Source organism: Kosakonia cowanii JCM 10956 = DSM 18146, from assembly GCF_001975225.1.
Taxonomy (GTDB): domain Bacteria; phylum Pseudomonadota; class Gammaproteobacteria; order Enterobacterales; family Enterobacteriaceae; genus Kosakonia; species Kosakonia cowanii.
Window position 1 is genome coordinate 1,231,313 of record NZ_CP019445.1, and the last position, 17,413, is coordinate 1,248,725.

Sequence of the window (17,413 nt, forward strand, 5' to 3'; positions counted from 1 at the left end):
TTGTTTCACTATCTCTTACCGACTACAGGACAGCCCGATGTTTATCTTTCATAAAGACACGCAACTTGACGACCTGGGCAACGGCGTTACGCGCCGTATTCTCGCCCATGGCGGCAAAATGATGGCGGTTGAAGTTATGTTCGAACAGGGCGCTATAGGCCCGATGCATAACCACCCTCATGAGCAGCTCACCTATGTTTTATCCGGGGAGTTCGAATTTACCATCGGTGATGAGAAACATATCGTCACCGCAGGCGATACACTTTACAAGCAACCGCACATTATGCACGGCTGCGTCTGTCTGAAGCCGGGTACCCTGCTCGATACCTTCACGCCGATTCGCGAAGATTTTCTGCAATCCTGAGTTTTTGAGCCGTGAAAAGCGCCTCCCGCCGTGGAGGCGTTTTTATTTCTGCGCCATAAATAATCCTTCGCCAGATAATGGTTTAAATATTGAATGATTTCACCGCGCGATATTTTTCTCTGCCCCTTCGCTTGTCGAAATACCCGCTTTTTATTTACTGAAAAGCCCGCGCTTTTTACCTGAAAATGACTGCCAAATCACTTTATTGAAACATCGTTTCGACTTCGATCACATTTCAGCAATTTAACGAATGACGGCACATTTAAACACAATAAAATATTTTAAAACGATGTTTTACAATTCAAGAACGCAAGTTCAGAGGATTTTAAAACCCGGAATAATGCCAATAATTTCCGGCAGTTACAGATTTTAAACGCTTTGATTTCATTAAATATTGTGATCTAACGCACCCTTTGTTGCGTGAAAGGGCGGCGGCTCTCCGAATCCGAATTACACATTGCTCGCCAGGTAGGTATCTATGAATGAAAACAGACTACTGGGATTGGCCTGGATATCACCTTACATAATAGGGTTGATTGTCTTTACCGCTTTCCCATTCATCTCATCCTTCTTTCTCAGTTTTACTGAGTATGATCTGATGAGCCCGCCGGTATTTAATGGCATCGAAAACTACCGCTACATGTTTACTGAAGATACCCTCTTCTGGAAATCGATGGGCGTGACGTTTGCTTATGTCTTTTTAACCATTCCGCTGAAGCTGGCCTTTGCGCTGGGCATCGCCTTTGTGCTCAATTTTAAATTGCGCGGCATCGGCTTTTTCCGCACCGCTTACTACATTCCGTCGATCCTCGGCAGCTCGGTTGCTATCGCGGTGTTGTGGCGCGCGCTGTTCGCCATCGATGGCTTGTTAAACAGCTTTATCGGCGTCTTTGGCCTTGATCCTGTTAACTGGCTCGGCGAGCCGTCGCTGGCGCTGATGTCGGTGACGCTGCTGCGCGTCTGGCAGTTCGGTTCGGCGATGGTGATCTTCCTGGCGGCGCTGCAAAACGTTCCGCAGTCGCAGTATGAAGCGGCGATGATCGACGGCGCCAGCAAATGGCAGATGTTTATGAAGGTGACTGTGCCGCTGATTACGCCGGTGATCTTCTTCAACTTCATCATGCAGACCACGCAGGCGTTCCAGGAGTTTACCGGCCCGTACGTGATTACCGGCGGCGGCCCGACCTACTACACCTATCTCTTCTCGCTCTACATCTACGACACCGCGTTCAAATATTTCGATATGGGTTACGGCGCAGCGCTGGCCTGGGTGCTCTTCCTGGTGGTGGCGGTCTTTGCCTCTGTCGCCTTTAAGTCCTCGAAGTATTGGGTCTTCTACTCTGCCGATAAGGGAGGCAAAAATGGCTGATGTTCAACACCTTACGCCGGGCATGAAAGAGGCTGAACGTGAAGTGGCGCGCACCCTGCGCCGCGAGAAAATCAGCGCCTGGATCCGCTACACGATCCTGCTGCTGGTCGGCCTGCTGATGCTCTACCCGCTGGCGTGGATGTTCTCGGCGTCGTTCAAACCGAACCATGAAATCTTCACCACCCTCGGGCTGTGGCCGAACCACGCCACCTGGGACGGTTTTATCAACGGCTGGAAAACCGGCACCGAATACACCTTCGGCCATTACATGCTCAATACCTTTAAGTATGTAATCCCGAAAGTGATCCTGACGATCATCTCGTCGACGGTGGTGGCGTACGGTTTTGCGCGCTTTGAGATCCCGTGGAAGAACTTCTGGTTCGGCACGCTGATCGCCACCATGCTGCTGCCGAGCACCGTGCTGCTGATCCCGCAATACCTGATGTTCCGTGAAATGGGCATGCTCAACAGCTATATGCCGCTCTACCTGCCGCTGGCTTTCGCCACCCAGGGCTTCTTTGTCTTTATGTTGATTCAGTTCTTACGCGGCGTGCCGCGCGATATGGAAGAAGCGGCGCAGATTGATGGCTGTAATTCGTGGCAGGTGTTGTGGTACGTGGTGGTGCCGATCCTGAAACCGGCGATTATCTCTGTGGCGCTGTTCCAGTTTATGTGGTCGATGAACGACTTTATCGGGCCGCTGATCTACGTCTACAGCGTGGATAAATACCCCATCGCGCTGGCGCTGAAAATGTCTATCGACGTGACCGAAGGCGCACCGTGGAACGAAATTCTGGCAATGGCGAGTATCTCCATTCTGCCGTCCATCATTGTCTTCTTCCTGGCACAGCGCTACTTCGTACAGGGCGTCACCAGCAGCGGAATCAAAGGTTAAGAGGGAAGTATCATGGCTGAAGTAATTTTCAACAAACTGGAAAAGGTCTACTCCAACGGCTTCAAAGCGGTACATGGTATCGACCTGAAAATCGCCGACGGTGAGTTTATGGTGATTGTTGGCCCCTCCGGCTGCGCCAAATCGACCACCCTGCGCATGCTGGCAGGGCTTGAGACCATCAGCGGCGGCGAAGTGCGCATCGGTGAGAAGATTGTCAACAACCTCGCGCCGAAGTCGCGCGGCATCGCCATGGTGTTCCAGAACTACGCGCTCTATCCGCATATGACCGTGCGCGAAAACCTCGCCTTCGGCCTGAAGCTGAGCAAAATGCCGAAGGATGAGATCGCACGCCAGGTAGATGAAGCGGCGAAAATTCTCGAACTGGAGGAGTTAATGGATCGTCTGCCGCGCCAGCTCTCCGGCGGCCAGGCGCAGCGCGTGGCCGTTGGCCGTGCGATTGTGAAAAAACCAGATGTCTTCCTATTTGACGAACCGCTCTCCAACCTTGATGCCAAGCTGCGCGCCTCGATGCGCATCCGCATTTCGGATCTGCATAAGCAGTTAAAAAGCTCCGGTAAACCGGCGACCACCGTGTATGTGACCCACGATCAGACCGAAGCGATGACCATGGGCGACCGCATCTGCGTGATGAAGCTCGGCCATATCATGCAGGTCGATACGCCGGATAACCTCTATCACTTCCCGAAAAACATGTTCGTCGCGGGCTTTATTGGCGCGCCGGAGATGAACATCAAACCGGCGAAAATTGTGCAGAAAGAGGGTTCCCTGCACATTACCGTCGGCCAGGAGACGCTGGCGCTTAACGCTCATCAGCAGGAGAGAGTCGCGGCTTATGCCGACAAAGAGGTCTTCTTTGGCGTGCGTCCGGAGTTTGTCTCCGTCGCCGATGAGCCCTTCAGCGACGACTGCGGCGCGGGCGATCTGGTGCGCGTCGAAAACATGGGCCACGAGTTCTTCGTCTACCTGAAAGTCGCCGACTATGAGCTAACCGCCCGCATTCCCTCTGATGAAGCCAGGCCGTTGATTGCTAAGGGGCTTCACCGGAAGGTGTACTTTAAGTTCGACATGAATAAGTGCCATATCTTTGACGCGAAAACGGAACAGAACATCTCTCTATAGCTAAAAACATGCGGGCCGCGTCAGGCGGCCTCAGCGTGACCTACATAAACTGGAGTATAAAAATGAAAAAAGTGCTAATCGGCGCAGCTATCTCCGCAACCCTGGGCATGTGCGCTGTACCCGCCACCGCCGCTGACAATGTTGATTTGCGTATGTCCTGGTGGGGCGGCAACGGTCGTCACCAGGTCACCTTAAAAGCGCTGGAAGAGTTCCATAAACAGCATCCCGATATTACCGTGAAGTCCGAATATACCGGCTGGGACGGGCACCTCTCCCGTCTGACCACGCAGATCGCCGGCGGCACCGAGCCGGACGTGATGCAGACCAACTGGAACTGGCTGCCGATCTTCTCAAAAAACGGCGAGGGTTTTTACGACCTGAACCAGGTGAAAGATATTATCGATCTCAGCCAGTTCGACGCTAAAGAGCTGCAAACCACCACCATTAACGGCAAGTTAAACGGTATTCCTATCTCGGTCACCGCGCGCGTCTTCTACTTCAATGACGAGCAGTGGAAAAAAGCGGGCGTTAGCTTCCCGAAAACCTGGGATGAGCTGATGGCGGCGGGTAAAACCTTTGAGAGCAAGCTGGGCAAGCAGTACTACCCGGTCGTGCTGGAGCACCAGGATACGCTGGCGCTGCTCAACTCTTATATGGTGCAGAAGTACAACATTCCGGCCGTTGACGAAAAGACCAAGAAGTTCAGCTACAGCAAAGAGCAGTGGGTTGAGTTCTTCCAGATGTACAAAAAGCTGGTCGACAGCCACGTGATGCCGGATTCGAAATACTACGCCTCGTTCGGTAAGAGCAACATGTATGAGATGAAGCCGTGGATCGAGGGCGAATGGGGCGGCACCTATATGTGGAACTCCACCATCACCAAATACTCCGACAACCTGAAGCCACCGGCCAAACTGGTATTGGGCGACTACCCGATGCTGCCGGGCGCGACCGATGCGGGGCTGTTCTTTAAACCGGCGCAGATGCTGTCGATTGGTAAGTCGACCAAACATCCGAAAGAGGCGGCGCAGGTGATTAACTTCCTGCTGAACAGCAAAGAAGGTGTGCAGACGCTGGGCCTTGAGCGCGGTGTGCCGCTGAGCAAAGCGGCGGTTGAGACGCTGACCGCCAGCGGGGTTATCAAAGAGGAGGATCCGGCGGTCGCGGGCCTGCGTCTGGCGCAGTCGCTGCCGGCAAAACTCTCCGTGTCGCCATATTTTGACGATCCGCAGATTGTGGCGCAGTTCGGTACCGCGATTCAGTACATCGATTATGGCCAGAAAACCGTTGAAGAGACCGCGACGGACTTCCAGCGCCAGGCTGAGCGTATCCTCAAGCGTGCCATGCGTTAATCAGGTTAAAAATTGAAGCTGTAACAAGGATTTGTAGGCCGGATAAGCGCTTGCGCGCCATCCGGCAATTCATCACACGCCGATATTGCGCAGCTTCTCCCCGGACATCAAACGACGCTCGATATGCTCCAGCGTAACGTTTTTCGTCTCCGGCACCAGCCAGAAGGTGACACCTACAAACGCCAGGTTCAGGGCGGTATAGAGCCAGAACGTGCCCGCCGCACCAATCGCATCCAGCAGTGTCAGGAAGGTCGCGCCGATAATCATGTTCGACACCCAGTTGGTGGTGGTGGAACAGGTGATACCAAAATCGCGGCATTTGAGCGGCTGGATCTCAGAACACAAAATCCACACCACCGGCGCGGCGCTCATTGCATATCCGGCGATACAGAGCATCGTCATCCCAACCGACACCCACGACAGGCCGCTCGACGCCGTACCGTTATCAAACTGCATCAGGCAGTAGCCGAGGATCAACGTACCAATCGCCATCACGCTAAAGCCGATTTTCAGCGCCGGTTTGCGCCCGGCTTTGTCCACCGTAAAGACGGCGATAAAGGTGGCGAACATAAAGGTCAGGCCAACCACCAGCGTGGCGATCATCTGCTCTTCCGTGGTGGTAAAACCGGCCATCTTAAAGATGCGCGGCGCGTAATACATGATGATGTTCATGCCGGTGAACTGCTGCATCGCCTGCAGCAACATGCCGAGAAAGACCGCGCGGCGCACGTTGCGGTTGTTCTTGAACAACTGAAAGCCGCCCTGCTTCAACTTCAGGCTTTCGCGAATTTCATTCAGCTCTTCACGCGCTTTTTCCGACGTATCGCGCAGCATGCGCAACACCTCTTCCGCTTCAATATGACGCCCTTTCTGCGCCAGCCAGCGCGGGCTGTTGGGTAAAAAGATCACCAGGATAATCAATAAAACAGCCGGTAGCGCCAGCACGCCGAGCATCGCCCGCCAGTTGCCGCTGTAGCTAAAGGCGGTATCAGAGAGAAACGCCAGCACAATCCCCAGCGTTACCATCAGCTGATACATGCTGATCATCTTGCCGCGCACGTTTTCGCTCGCCATCTCAGAGAGATAGAGCGGCGCGGTGTAGGAAGCAATACCGACCGCGACGCCAAGCAGCACGCGGGAGATGAGCAGCACTTCGACGCTGGTGGCAAACGCCGAGCCGAGCGAACCGGCCACAAAAAGAATCGCCCCCACCATCAGGCTGTATTTACGGCCGAGGCGGAAAGAGAGCCAGCCGTTGAACAGCGCGCCAATCGCCGCGCCGAGCATCATGCTGCTCACCACCCACTCCTGCAGCCGGTTGCTTAAGGTGAAGTGATCGGTAATAAACGGCAACGCGCCGGCAATCACGCCGATATCAAGGCCAAACAGCAGCCCGGCGACCGCGGCGGAAACAGAGACAAACATATTCATGCGTCGGGTATCACGCAGCGCACGGGGTAAAGCGACAGAATCATTACTGAGAAAAGCCATTATTATTTCCTGCCTGCACAGAATAAGACGTTATATGAAAGTAAGGCAGCGACGGGAAAAGCGTCAGTGAGGAAAACGCGAAGATATGGATAAAATAGCTGTCAGCTACTGTTTTGTGATGGAGTTTACAATTTTGAAAATAGTGTTTAAGCGCTAAACTATTTTTAATTAGCTTATTTTTAAGCATATTTTAACGTTAGCGAAATAATTAAGAGTAAATGATATGGATATTTCAATTTGTTGCGTATGGACAAATAATATGCAGATATAAAAAAACCTGCCGCAGCAGGTTCTTTTATATATCGCGCAGGGATTAACGCGCCAGCCAGCCGCCATCAACAGCGATGGTGTAGCCATTAATGTAATCAGAGGCTTTTGAGGAGAGGAACACCACCGGCCCCATCAGATCGCTCGGCAGGCCCCAGCGGCCAGCCGGAATGCGATCGAGGATCTCGGCGCTACGCTGTTCGTCAGCACGCAGCTGCTGGGTGTTGTTGGTTGCCATATAACCCGGCGCAATCGCGTTAACGTTGATGTTGTGCTTCGCCCACTCGTTCGCCAGCAGACGGGTCACGCCCATCACGCCGCTTTTCGAAGCGGTATAAGAAGGCACCCGGATGCCGCCCTGGAAGGAGAGCATCGAGGCGATGTTGATGATTTTGCCGCCGTTGCCCTGGGCGATAAAGTGCTTCGCCGCCGCCTGAGACATAAAGAAGACGCTCTTGATGTTCAGGTTCATCACGTCATCCCAGTCCTGCTCGCTGAAATTGATCGCATCTTCGCGGCGGATCAGACCGGCGTTATTCACCAGGATATCGATTTTGCCGAACTCGGCGACCGCGCGCTCAAGCAGTGCAGGAATGCCGTCGATCTTACGCAGATCGGCGGTCAGGCTCAGAAAGCGGCGGCCCAGCGCGGTGACGCGCTCGATAGTTTCAGTCGGTTCAACAATGTTGATGCCGACGATGTCGCAGCCCGCTTCGGCGAGGCCCAGCGCCATGCCCTGCCCCAGACCGGTATCGCAACCGCTCACTACCGCAACTTTACCTTGAAGAGAAAATGCATCCAGAATCATGTGAGTTCCTTAATCTATCAGCGCCTGTCACGGACAGGCAGAGTGTTTGCTGCCCGCAATTAGCGCAGATCTTTTACGGCAACGTGGTCCATGTCATCAAAGACCTGGTTTTCGCCCACCATCCCCCAGATGAAGGTGTACGCGCGCGTACCGACACCTGAATGGATTGACCAGCTTGGTGAAATCACCGCTTGTTCGTTCTGCATCACGATATGACGCGTCTCCTGCGGCTGGCCCATCATATGGAATACGCAGGCATCCTCTTCCATATTGAAGTAGAAATAGACTTCCATGCGGCGTTCGTGGGTGTGGCACGGCATGGTGTTCCACAGGTTGCCTGGCGCAAGCTCGGTCAGCCCCATGCTTAACTGGCAAGTCTCCAGCACGTCCGGCACAAAGTACTTATTGATGGTGCGGCGGTTGCTGGTTAACGGATCGCCGAGGGTGACGGGGGAAACCTCCGCAGGCGTCACTTTTTTGGTTGGATAGGTGGTATGGGCCGGGGCACAGTTGTAGTAAAACTTCGCCGGTTTCGCCGCATCAACGCTGGCGAACACCACCTCTTTCGCCCCTTTGCCGACATAGAGCGCATCGCGATGGCCGATTTCATAAATCTCGCCATCCACGGTAATGGTGCCTGCGCCGCCGATATTGATAACGCCCAGCTCGCGGCGTTCGAGGAAATAGGTGACGCCCAGCTGTTTACCCACTTCGCCGCCAACCGACACGCTTTTCGCCACCGGCTTGATACCGCCGACGATGATGCGATCGATATGGCTGTAAACCATGGTGTATTCATCATCGACGAACACGTTTTCGATTAAAAACTCGTTGCGCAGCCCCTGGGTATCCAGCGTTTTAGCGTGCGCGCTGTGGATGCTTTGTCTGACTTCCACACTTACCTCCGACATCAATGTTCAGCAAAATGGCCTGAGACGAAACAGAGAAACAGTGTTCCGTTTCAACTTTTGCTGCATCTTATCCCGGCTAAAACACGTTTTCAATCTTATATAAAACAACGTTTCAATTTTTATGTTAGTTATTTTCCGTTCTGGAAGTGGGATCACGATTGTTGAGCGTTGACAAGCGATACAGGGCGCAGAAGCGCTCCGCGTCATGTTAATTAATTGCGATTAATCAATAAGTTAATTCAATCTTTGAAATTTGACCGTCGTAGCAAAATTTCTCGTTTAAAATCAAAGCCTATTATTCACGCCCGTGATATCAGAAACGCTGTTAAGCCCTTTCGTAATAATTTTCTTATAAATTGCGCCCGCAATCACACATATTGAAACGATGTTTTGATAAATTGAAATCCTATTTTTAAACTTAAGCAGATACGGGGTCATGCGGGGACGCAAGATGGCGGTCGGCCCCTCTACAGGAGAGAAAAATGGCGAAAGGCATGCGGGTAAAACTCAACTATGCAGTGAGCCGCGATCCGGATACCGGCGCGGAAGTGACCCGCTTAACCCCTCCGGAGGTGACGTGTCACCGCAACTACTTCTATCAAAAGTGCTTCTTTAACGATGGCAGCCACCTGCTGTTTGCCGGCGAGTTTGACGGCAACTGGAACTACTATCTGCTGAATATTGAGAATGCCGAAGCGGTGCAGTTAACCGAAGGCGCGGGCGATAACACTTTTGGCGGCTTTCTCTCGCCAGATGACAGCGCGCTCTACTACGTGAAAAACGATCGCACCCTGCGCGAAGTTAACCTGCACACGCTGGCTGAACGCGAGATCTACCGCGTCCCCGAGGAGTGGGTGGGTTACGGCACCTGGGTCGCCAATAGCGACTGCACCAAGCTGGTCGGGATTGAGATTGCCGCCAGCGACTGGACGCCGCTCAACGACTGGCAGCTGTTCCATGACTTCTTCCATAAAGGGCCACACTGCCGCCTGCTGCGCGTTGATCTACAGACTGGCGAAAGCAAGGTGATACATGAAGAGAAGATCTGGCTTGGTCACCCGATCTATCGCCCGTTTGATGACAACACCGTGGCGTTTTGCCATGAAGGCCCGCACGATCTGGTCGATGCGCGGATGTGGCTGGTGAATGAAGATGGCAGCAACGTGCGCAAGGTGAAGGATCATGCTGAAGGTGAGAGCTGTACCCATGAGTTCTGGGTGCCGAACGGCTCGGCGCTGGTCTATGTCTCTTACCTGAAAGGCGAACAGGGGCGCACCATCTCGCGCTACAACCCGGAGAGCGGCGTGAATGAAGAGATTATGCCGATGCCGGCCTGCTCGCATTTGATGAGCAACTTTGACGGTACGCTGCTGGTCGGCGATGGCTCCGGCACGCCGGTGGATGTGAAGGATACCGGCGGCTACGCCATTGATAACGACCCCTATCTCTATGCGTTTGATGTGGCGCAGAAAGGGTATTACCGCGTCGCGCGCCACGATACCTCGTGGGCGACCTTTGCCAACAGCCGCCAGGTCACGCACCCGCATCCATCGTTTACCCCGGATGACAGCGCAGTGCTATTCAGTTCCGATAAAGACGGCAAACCGGCGCTCTATATCGCCAAACTGCCCGAGCAGCGCACCCTGCTGCAACCCTGAATTTGAGTGAGTGTTTCTGTAACTGGCCTTGCCCTCCTATGGAGGGCCTTTTTTTGGGTGCTATTAATGCCCTTTATATTTCGCGCCGCAGGGGCGTTGGCTTTCTAGCAGCACGAACTATGTAGGCCGGATAAGGCGTAGCCGCCATCCGGCATGATCGTCGCAGAGTTTATTGCCGGATGGCGCTGGCGCTTATCCGGCCTACGGGATCGATGCCGGAGTGTGGAATCATGTAGGCCGGATAAGGCATCGCCGCCATCCGGCATAATTGCAGCGAACTCTGTTGCCGGATGGCGCTTACGCTTATCCGGCCTACGCGTAAGGCACGGGCGGCGCGAAGAAGTAGGATGGTCATAGAGCGGGCATAAAAAACCCGGCGCCAGGCACCGGGTTTTCTAGGATATTCGGAAATTCAGAAAGAGTAAGCAACACCCAAACGAAAACGGGTCTGGCGTTCGTCGGTATTTTTCACGCCAACGTTACCGATTTCGACATACGGTGACCAGTTTTTATCGAGTTTATACGCCAGCTTAGCGTTATATTCGTTGGAGTAGTTTTTATTATTTTCACGCACCACATCTTCCGTGCTTTTGGCATATACGTAGTTCAGCTCGGTGCGGAAGTCGCCCATTGCCCAGCCCACCCACGCATCGAATTTATTGACTTTGTTATCGACAACGTTGGAATCCGGGTTACGGGTATATTCATAACGGTAACGGCCCGCAATATAGACGCCATTATCAAAGCTGTATTGCGCATGAATATAGGGTTTATAGATAGAGAAGGTATCTTTGCTTTCAATATTAAAGCCTGGTGTGAGCGCAATATTCTTGGTTGCGGCCCAGCGCCAGTTAATCGACTCTTCATGGCCGTTGCCGACAATCTCTGTTAACGGCTTGTCAGCGTCATCGCCACCCGATTTCCATTTCGCTTCAACGCCAAAACCCAGGCCATTATCAAAGCGATGCGACACGGCTACGCGATCGGCGTTGGAGCCGCTGTCAATGTATTCATGGCGCAGATCGACGGTAACAGCGTACGAAGCGAAGGATGCGCCAAGGAGAGTAGCAAGGGCCAGAGTTTTCTTAAACATGAGCAACCTCAACAATTAAAATTACGTTTCATTTTTATGGAATTGCATTTTATTTTTATAGTAACTTTATTTTAGTGATCTGGATCGTAAATATATCTACAGAAAATAGCGAAGTAAAAGCGCGTGACGAGCATCAATAAAAGTTGCCCTTTAGGGTTAAAAAAAGCGTTTAAGATCACAACCCATGCTTATTATCGCGTTTTACACGGAGAGCACTAAATAGAGAAAAAGGAGTGCGTAAGTTAATGCAAATAAAATTAATAAGCAGGCTTATCAGTTGATAACAGAATGGTCACGCAGGGGATAATGCTATTTTTGGTGTTTGCGTTAATTCTTATGGCAGGAAAGCGGAGGTTTTATTTTTATTGAAACGTAAGCTGCGAGAAGGATCACAAATAATAACGCCCTCATGGCGAGGGCGTTATTATCAAGCGGGCAGAATTAGTCACGCTCGATGGCCAGCGCGACGCCCTGGCCACCACCAATACAGAGTGTTGCCAGTCCTTTGCGCGCCTTACGCTTTTGCATCTCATGCACCAGCGACACCAGGATGCGACAGCCGGAGGCGCCAATCGGATGGCCGAGCGCAATCGCGCCGCCATTGACGTTGACGCGCTTCTCATCCCACTCAAGGATTTTCCCCACCGATAGCGCCTGCGCGGCATAAGCCTCATTGGCTTCAATCAGGTCGACATCATCCAGCTGCCAGCCAGCGCGCTCAAGGCAACGCCGCATGGCGTAAACCGGCGCAATGCCCATCAGCGCCGGATCGACGCCCACGCTTGCAAAGGCACGAATACGCGCCAGTACCGGTAAGTTGAGCGCCTCTGCGCGTTCCGCGCTCATCATCAGCACCGCCGCCGCGCCATCATTAATAGGCGATGCGTTACCGGCAGTCACCGAGCCGCTGGTTTCAAAAGCCGGGCTGAGCTGCGCCAGCGCTTCAGCACTGGCATCGGTGCGCGGCTGCTCATCGGTATCGACCAGCACACGCTTGCCGTCGGCGCTCTGAGTCTGCACAGGAACAATCTCGTCGCGAAAACGACCGGAGTCGATAGCCATCCGCGCTTTATGTTGCGAACTGAGCGCCCACTCATCCTGGCGCTCGCGGCTGATGCCATATTCCCGCGCCAGGTTCTCCGCCGTGACGCCCATATGGTAATCATTAAACGCATCCCATAACCCGTCATGCACCAGGCTGTCGATAAGCTGGCTGTTACCAAGCTGCGCCCCGGTGCGGCTATCGGTTAATACATGCGGCGCGCGGCTCATGTTCTCCTGGCCGCCGGCAATCACCACGTCGGCTTCGCCGCACTGGATCGCCTGCGAGGCGAGATGCAGCGCTTTCAGCCCGGAGCCGCACACATCGTTGATGGTGATCGCGGAAACCGTATTTGGCAGCCCACCCTTGATCGCCGACTGGCGCGCCGGGTTCTGCCCGGCCCCGGCGGTCAGCACCTGGCCCAGAATCACCTCATCGATATCCTGCGGCTGCACGCCGCTGCGCGCCAGTAACGCCTGCACCACCGCGCTGCCCAGCTCAACGGCAGAGTGACGCGACAGCGCCCCCTGAAAACAGCCGATTGGCGTGCGCACGGCGCCGACAATCACCACATCTTTCATCTCTACCCCCACGGTGGCTGAACCGGGCAATAGTAGAGCATTGTTAAAAAGGTTTATCAGGGATGTTTAAAATTGGTGAGATTAATCACAGGGAATTGTACGGGGTGGTCGAAGAGAAAGAGATGCGCGGCCAGAGCGACCGCGCATCGGGGGTGATTAGTTGTTTACCGGAATAACCGCGCCTTTGTATTTGGTGCGGATCCACTCCTGAATCTCTTTTGAGTGCAGCACGTTCACCAGCGCCACGATATCTTTCTTCTTCTCGTCGCCGCGATGCACGGTAATGATGTTGGCATACGGGTTATTTTCACCGCTCTCGACGGCAATCGGATCGTGAACCGGGTCGAGACCGGCATCAATCGCGTAGTTGGCGTTGATCACCACCGCATCGCCTTCATCGTTGTTGTACATCTGCGGCAGCAGCGCCGCTTCAACGTTCGGCAGGAACTTCAGTTTTTTCGGGTTCTCAACGATATCGTCGATGCGCGCGGTCACTTTATCGATGCCCGGCTTCAGCTTGATGACGCCCTCTTTTTCAAAGATAGAGAGAATACGCCCTTCTTCAGAGACCGCGTCACGCATGATGATTTTGCCGCCTTGCGGCAGATCTTTCAGCGATTTGTATTTTTTGGAGTAGATACCAATCGGCTCAATATGGATCGCACCGGCGCTGACGAAATCATAGGTTTTGTCGCCCGCGTGATCTTTCAGCACACTGTTCAGATACGGAATGTGCTGGAAGTAGTTGGCATCGATTTCACGGCCCGCCAGCGCGGTGTTCGGCAGGATGTAATCCTGGAACGGTTTGATCTCCAGATCGATGCCCTGCTTCGCCAGAATCGGCTTCGCCTGCTCAAGGATTTCCGCGTGCGGTACGTTAGAGGCGCCAACGGTCAGCGTATCGGCCCAGGAGGAGAAACTCAGCACGCTGAGGGTGGCTGCGGCAATCAGTGTCAGTGTCTTTTTCATGTTGTTGGTTTCCAATAGTTATCGTTTATCTAACAGAGAAGTAATCACGTCGCCGCAGAACTGGATGATGAAGACGATGATGAGAATGGTCACCGTCGCCACCAGCGTGACGTCGTTATGGTTCCGCTGGAATCCTTCCAGATAAGCAAGATTGCCCAAACCGCCTGCGCCGATAACCCCGGCCATGGCGCTGTAGCTCACCAGCGCAATCAGCGTCACGGTAATACCGGAGACCAGCGCTGGCGATGATTCGGGAAGCAGCACCCGAAAGACTAAGGTGCTGAGACGCGCGCCCATTGAGCGCGTCGCCTCAATCACCCCTTTATCCACTTCGCGCAGCGCAATCTCCACCAGCCGCGCATAGAACGGTGCCGCGCCGACAATCAGCGCCGGTAGCGCCGCGTTAGCACCGAGAATCGAGCCGACAATCGCCTTGGTAAAGGGGATTAACAGCACAATCAAAATGATGAACGGAATCGAGCGGAAGACATTCACCAGAATCGAAATGACGCTATAGAGCGCGCGATTCTGGAACAGCCCGCCGCGCGCGGTGAGAAACAGCGCCAGCCCAAGCAGAATGCCCAGCACGAAGGTTGCTGCGCCCGAAAGCGCGGTCATATAGAGCGTCTCCTGCGTCGCAGCCCAGAGTTGCTCCCATTTCAGGTGCGGAAAAAGTGATTCAGCCATGGGTCACGACCTCGCTCTCAATGTTGCTCTTGCCGAGATCGGTAAGAATGTTGTTCAGTTGTTCCGGGGTGGCCACCACGTGCACCCATAATTGCCCAAATACGCCGTGCGCGGTTTGCGACATCTTGCCGTGCAGAATGTTAAACGGCAGGCCGTAGCGCAGCGTCAGTTCGCCGACAATCGGCTGATGGGTGCTGTGGCCGGTAAAGGTCAGCTTAATCACCGTGCCGTCGAGATCGCTGTTCAGATCCGGGTTAAAGGCTTCCTCTTCTTTATACTGGCTCACCTGGCGCACAAACTGTTTGGTGATCGGCTGCTGCGGATGGGTAAAGACCTGCAGCACATCGCCCTCTTCCACCACTCTGCCCTCCTCCATCACCGCGACGCGGTCGCAAATCTTGCGCACAACGTGCATTTCATGGGTGATCAGCACAATCGTCAGCTTGAAGCGGCGATTGATATCAAGCAGCAGGTCGAGGATCTGATCGGTGGTTTGCGGGTCGAGCGCCGAGGTGGCTTCATCGCAGAGCAACACATCGGGATTGTTGGCAAGTGCGCGGGCAATGCCGACACGCTGTTTCTGCCCACCGCTCAGCTGTGACGGATAGGCATTTTCGCGCCCTTTTAGCCCCACCAGCTCAATCAACTCGGCAACGCGCGCGTTGATCGCTTTCTTCGGTGCACCGGCGATCTGCATGGAAAAGGCGATGTTCTCGCTTACCGTGCGCGACCATAAAAGGTTGAAATGCTGAAAGACCATGCTGATCTTCAGGCGCGCCTGGCGCAGGGCTTCACCACGCGCGGCGGCAATGTCCTGACCATTAATCACCACGCTGCCGTTGGTCGGTTTTTCCAGCCCGTTCAGTAAGCGGATCAGCGTACTTTTGCCCGCACCGCTGTAACCGATAATTCCATAAATTTGCCCCTGCTCAACCGTCAGATTGACGTTGTCGACGGCGGTAATCGATGCCTTTCCCTGGTCGAAGATCTTGGAGATATTCCTGAGGACGATCATGCGTTGGTATTTTCCGTTTGGCGGTTTAGCAGTATGGATGTCCAGATGATAATAATCAGCCAGCGTTATAATACAAATAACCAAATAGACATTAGATATAGCAGAAAGCGCTAAAAGCGTTATAAAGCGGCGTCGCAAACTAAGAATTTATTCAGCATAAGATTGCCGAAAAACGCATAACGACGGCGAACAGGTAAAGATAATGGGTAAAAAAGCGCTAAAAAAGCATCGTTTTAGCGATATACCCATCCAGACGACTGCACGGCTTGCCGCCCCGATGGCTAAACAGTGCTTTATATTTCTATTCGTTCTAAATACCAAACAAAGATTCTTTAAAAGCGCAAAAAGAGAGACCTATCATCCGCTCACTTCCCTGATTAGCGAGCAAATGGGTTATGTCACTTTTTCATTCAGTAACTGAATTAATTGGTAATACACCGCTGCTGCAACTGCACAAATTACCGACCGGGCCATGCGAACTGTTTTTAAAACTGGAAAACCAGAACCCCGGCGGCTCGATAAAAGACCGCGTCGCGCTGTCGATGATCACTGAGGCTGAGCGGCAAGGCGTGCTGGCACCGGGCGGAACGATTATCGAAGCCACGGCGGGCAATACCGGCCTTGGGCTGGCGCTGATCGCCGCGCAAAAGGGCTACTCGCTGGTGCTGGTGGTGCCCGACAAAATGAGCCGCGAGAAGATTTTCCACCTGCGCGCGCTGGGGGCGAAGGTGGTGATCACCCGCTCCGATGTGAATAAAGGCCATCCGGCTTATTACCAGGATTATGCGCGCCGTCTCGCCGACGAGACGCCGGGCGCGTTCTATATCGACCAGTTTAATAACGCTGCTAACCCGCTGGCGCATGCCACCTCTACCGCGCCGGAACTCTTCGCGCAGCTGGAAGGGAAAATCGATGCCATTGTGGTGGGTGTCGGCTCCGGCGGGACGCTCGGCGGGTTGCAGGCATGGTTTGCCGAACACTCTCCCGACACCGAATTTGTGCTCGCCGATCCGGCAGGCTCCATTCTTGCTGACCAGGTGGAGACGGGGCGCTACGGCGAACCCGGCGCGTGGCTGGTTGAGGGGATCGGCGAAGACTTTATCCCGCCGCTGGCACAACTCGACGGCGTGCGTCAGGCGTTTCGCATTAGCGATAAAGAGGCCTTTGCCACCGCGCGCCTGCTGCTGCAACAGGAAGGGATTCTCGCCGGTTCCTCTACCGGCACGCTGCTGAGCGCGGCGCTGCGCTACTGCCAGGCGCAAACCTCGCCGAAGCGGGTGGTCACGTTTGCCTGCGACAGTGGGAATAAATATCTCTCAAAAATGTTCAACGATGACTGGATGCGCCAGCAGGGTTTGCTGACGCGCCCGTCGCAGGGCGATCTGACGGACTTTATTGCGCTTCGCCATGACGAAGGGGCAACGGTGACCGCCTCGCCCGACGATAGCCTTGCAACGGTGCTGGCGCGCATGCGGCTGTATGACATTTCGCAGCTCCCGGTGCTGGAAAATGGCCAGCTTGTCGGGCTGGTTGATGAGTGGGATCTGATAAGCCATGTGCAGGGCGACAGCGAGCGCTTCGCCCTGCCGGTGAAGGCAGCGATGACCCGCAATCTGGAAGTGCTGGATAAACACGCGCCGGAAAGCGCCATGCGTGACATTTTCGATCGCGGTCTGGTGGTGGTGATCACCGATAACGGCCGCTTTGTCGGCCTGATAACCCGCAGCGATGTCTTAACAACCTGGCGTAATCGACTGGAACAATAAGGAAC

The 17,413-nt window shown here is 54.0% G+C and carries 16 protein-coding genes; 8 read left to right on the plus strand and 8 right to left on the minus strand.

Annotated features, from left to right (window positions below; translation table 11 throughout):
• Positions 1-37: 37 nt before the first annotated feature.
• The 5 genes from BWI95_RS05765 to BWI95_RS05785 all read left to right on the plus strand — a co-directional run bounded on the left by BWI95_RS05765 (position 38) and on the right by BWI95_RS05785 (position 5,120).
• On the plus strand, positions 38-364 hold the full coding sequence (locus tag BWI95_RS05765) for a cupin domain-containing protein (RefSeq protein ID WP_054804550.1): 327 nt from the start codon (positions 38-40) through the stop codon (positions 362-364).
• Positions 365-842: 478 nt separating this feature from the next.
• Complete coding sequence (locus BWI95_RS05770; protein ID WP_076769150.1) at positions 843-1,733, plus strand: carbohydrate ABC transporter permease; 891 nt, start codon at positions 843-845, stop codon at positions 1,731-1,733.
• Positions 1,726-2,628, plus strand: a complete 903-nt coding sequence (locus BWI95_RS05775; RefSeq protein WP_023480718.1) for a carbohydrate ABC transporter permease — start codon at positions 1,726-1,728, stop codon at positions 2,626-2,628. Before BWI95_RS05770 ends, BWI95_RS05775 begins: the two co-directional genes overlap by 8 nt.
• Before the next feature lie 12 nt (positions 2,629-2,640).
• Positions 2,641-3,768, plus strand: a complete 1,128-nt coding sequence (locus BWI95_RS05780; protein ID WP_054804551.1) for an ABC transporter ATP-binding protein — start codon at positions 2,641-2,643, stop codon at positions 3,766-3,768.
• Positions 3,769-3,830: 62 nt separating this feature from the next.
• A complete protein-coding gene (locus tag BWI95_RS05785; RefSeq protein WP_076769151.1) occupies positions 3,831-5,120 on the plus strand; it encodes an ABC transporter substrate-binding protein in 1,290 nt (429 codons plus the stop codon).
• Positions 5,121-5,192: 72 nt separating this feature from the next.
• Here BWI95_RS05785 and araE read toward each other — a convergent pair whose 3' ends face one another.
• The 3 genes from araE to kduI all read right to left on the minus strand — a co-directional run bounded on the left by araE (position 5,193) and on the right by kduI (position 8,582).
• Positions 5,193-6,611 (minus strand): arabinose-proton symporter AraE, encoded by a 1,419-nt coding sequence (gene araE, locus BWI95_RS05790; RefSeq protein WP_023480813.1) that lies wholly within the window; start codon positions 6,609-6,611, stop codon positions 5,193-5,195.
• A 313-nt stretch (positions 6,612-6,924) separates the two neighbouring features.
• Entirely contained in the window at positions 6,925-7,686 is a 762-nt protein-coding gene (gene kduD, locus BWI95_RS05795) for a 2-dehydro-3-deoxy-D-gluconate 5-dehydrogenase KduD (RefSeq protein WP_023480692.1), read from the minus strand.
• 59 nt (positions 7,687-7,745) lie between these two features.
• A complete protein-coding gene (kduI, locus tag BWI95_RS05800) occupies positions 7,746-8,582 on the minus strand; it encodes a 5-dehydro-4-deoxy-D-glucuronate isomerase (RefSeq protein WP_128482172.1) in 837 nt (278 codons plus the stop codon).
• 497 nt (positions 8,583-9,079) lie between these two features.
• Here kduI and BWI95_RS05805 point away from each other — a divergent pair, with 497 nt between their 5' ends.
• On the plus strand, positions 9,080-10,255 hold the full coding sequence (locus BWI95_RS05805; RefSeq protein ID WP_054804552.1) for an oligogalacturonate lyase family protein: 1,176 nt from the start codon (positions 9,080-9,082) through the stop codon (positions 10,253-10,255).
• A gap of 412 nt (positions 10,256-10,667) precedes the next feature.
• Here the strand turns inward: BWI95_RS05805 and BWI95_RS05810 are convergent, their stop codons facing one another.
• The 5 genes from BWI95_RS05810 to BWI95_RS05830 form a co-directional block, all read right to left on the minus strand.
• Positions 10,668-11,348 carry an oligogalacturonate-specific porin KdgM family protein gene (locus BWI95_RS05810; protein ID WP_023480788.1) on the minus strand — a complete coding sequence of 227 codons (681 nt, stop codon included), beginning with the start codon at positions 11,346-11,348 and terminating at the stop codon, positions 10,668-10,670.
• 441 nt (positions 11,349-11,789) lie between these two features.
• Positions 11,790-12,971 (minus strand): acetyl-CoA C-acetyltransferase, encoded by a 1,182-nt coding sequence (locus BWI95_RS05815; RefSeq protein WP_054804553.1) that lies wholly within the window; start codon positions 12,969-12,971, stop codon positions 11,790-11,792.
• Positions 12,972-13,127: 156 nt separating this feature from the next.
• Positions 13,128-13,940: a MetQ/NlpA family ABC transporter substrate-binding protein gene (locus BWI95_RS05820; protein ID WP_076769153.1), complete on the minus strand. Its 813-nt coding sequence runs from the start codon at positions 13,938-13,940 to the stop codon at positions 13,128-13,130.
• Positions 13,941-13,958: 18 nt separating this feature from the next.
• Positions 13,959-14,627, minus strand: coding sequence for a methionine ABC transporter permease (locus tag BWI95_RS05825; RefSeq protein ID WP_023480933.1), 669 nt, complete (start codon positions 14,625-14,627; stop codon positions 13,959-13,961).
• On the minus strand, positions 14,620-15,642 hold the full coding sequence (locus BWI95_RS05830; protein WP_023481044.1) for a methionine ABC transporter ATP-binding protein: 1,023 nt from the start codon (positions 15,640-15,642) through the stop codon (positions 14,620-14,622). The genes BWI95_RS05825 and BWI95_RS05830 overlap by 8 nt, the downstream gene beginning before the upstream one ends.
• 202 nt (positions 15,643-15,844) lie before the next feature.
• Here BWI95_RS05830 and BWI95_RS23250 point away from each other — a divergent pair, with 202 nt between their 5' ends.
• Both BWI95_RS23250 and BWI95_RS05835 read left to right on the plus strand, forming a co-directional pair.
• Positions 15,845-16,063, plus strand: coding sequence for a hypothetical protein (locus BWI95_RS23250; protein ID WP_139567778.1), 219 nt, complete (start codon positions 15,845-15,847; stop codon positions 16,061-16,063).
• The gene (locus BWI95_RS05835) at positions 16,038-17,408 is read left to right on the plus strand and encodes a pyridoxal-phosphate dependent enzyme (RefSeq protein ID WP_054804554.1); all 1,371 of its coding nucleotides are present in this window, start codon (positions 16,038-16,040) and stop codon (positions 17,406-17,408) included. The genes BWI95_RS23250 and BWI95_RS05835 overlap by 26 nt, the downstream gene beginning before the upstream one ends.
• Positions 17,409-17,413 lie beyond the last annotated feature (5 nt).

Excerpts from the sequence above, each read along its gene's own strand:
- BWI95_RS05765 (WP_054804550.1), top strand. The coding sequence starts at position 38 with ATGTTTATCTTTCATAAAGACACGCAACTTGACGACCTGGGCAACGGC.
- BWI95_RS05770 (WP_076769150.1), top strand. The coding sequence starts at position 843 with ATGAATGAAAACAGACTACTGGGATTGGCCTGGATATCACCTTACATA.
- BWI95_RS05775 (WP_023480718.1), top strand. The coding sequence starts at position 1,726 with ATGGCTGATGTTCAACACCTTACGCCGGGCATGAAAGAGGCTGAACGT.
- BWI95_RS05780 (WP_054804551.1), top strand. The coding sequence starts at position 2,641 with ATGGCTGAAGTAATTTTCAACAAACTGGAAAAGGTCTACTCCAACGGC.
- BWI95_RS05785 (WP_076769151.1), top strand. The coding sequence starts at position 3,831 with ATGAAAAAAGTGCTAATCGGCGCAGCTATCTCCGCAACCCTGGGCATG.
- araE (WP_023480813.1), bottom strand. The coding sequence starts at position 6,611 with ATGGCTTTTCTCAGTAATGATTCTGTCGCTTTACCCCGTGCGCTGCGT.
- kduD (WP_023480692.1), bottom strand. The coding sequence starts at position 7,686 with ATGATTCTGGATGCATTTTCTCTTCAAGGTAAAGTTGCGGTAGTGAGC.
- BWI95_RS05805 (WP_054804552.1), top strand. The coding sequence starts at position 9,080 with ATGGCGAAAGGCATGCGGGTAAAACTCAACTATGCAGTGAGCCGCGAT.
- BWI95_RS05810 (WP_023480788.1), bottom strand. The coding sequence starts at position 11,348 with ATGTTTAAGAAAACTCTGGCCCTTGCTACTCTCCTTGGCGCATCCTTC.
- BWI95_RS05815 (WP_054804553.1), bottom strand. The coding sequence starts at position 12,971 with ATGAAAGATGTGGTGATTGTCGGCGCCGTGCGCACGCCAATCGGCTGT.
- BWI95_RS05820 (WP_076769153.1), bottom strand. The coding sequence starts at position 13,940 with ATGAAAAAGACACTGACACTGATTGCCGCAGCCACCCTCAGCGTGCTG.
- BWI95_RS05825 (WP_023480933.1), bottom strand. The coding sequence starts at position 14,627 with ATGGCTGAATCACTTTTTCCGCACCTGAAATGGGAGCAACTCTGGGCT.
- BWI95_RS05830 (WP_023481044.1), bottom strand. The coding sequence starts at position 15,642 with ATGATCGTCCTCAGGAATATCTCCAAGATCTTCGACCAGGGAAAGGCA.
- BWI95_RS23250 (WP_139567778.1), top strand. The coding sequence starts at position 15,845 with ATGGGTAAAAAAGCGCTAAAAAAGCATCGTTTTAGCGATATACCCATC.
- BWI95_RS05835 (WP_054804554.1), top strand. The coding sequence starts at position 16,038 with ATGTCACTTTTTCATTCAGTAACTGAATTAATTGGTAATACACCGCTG.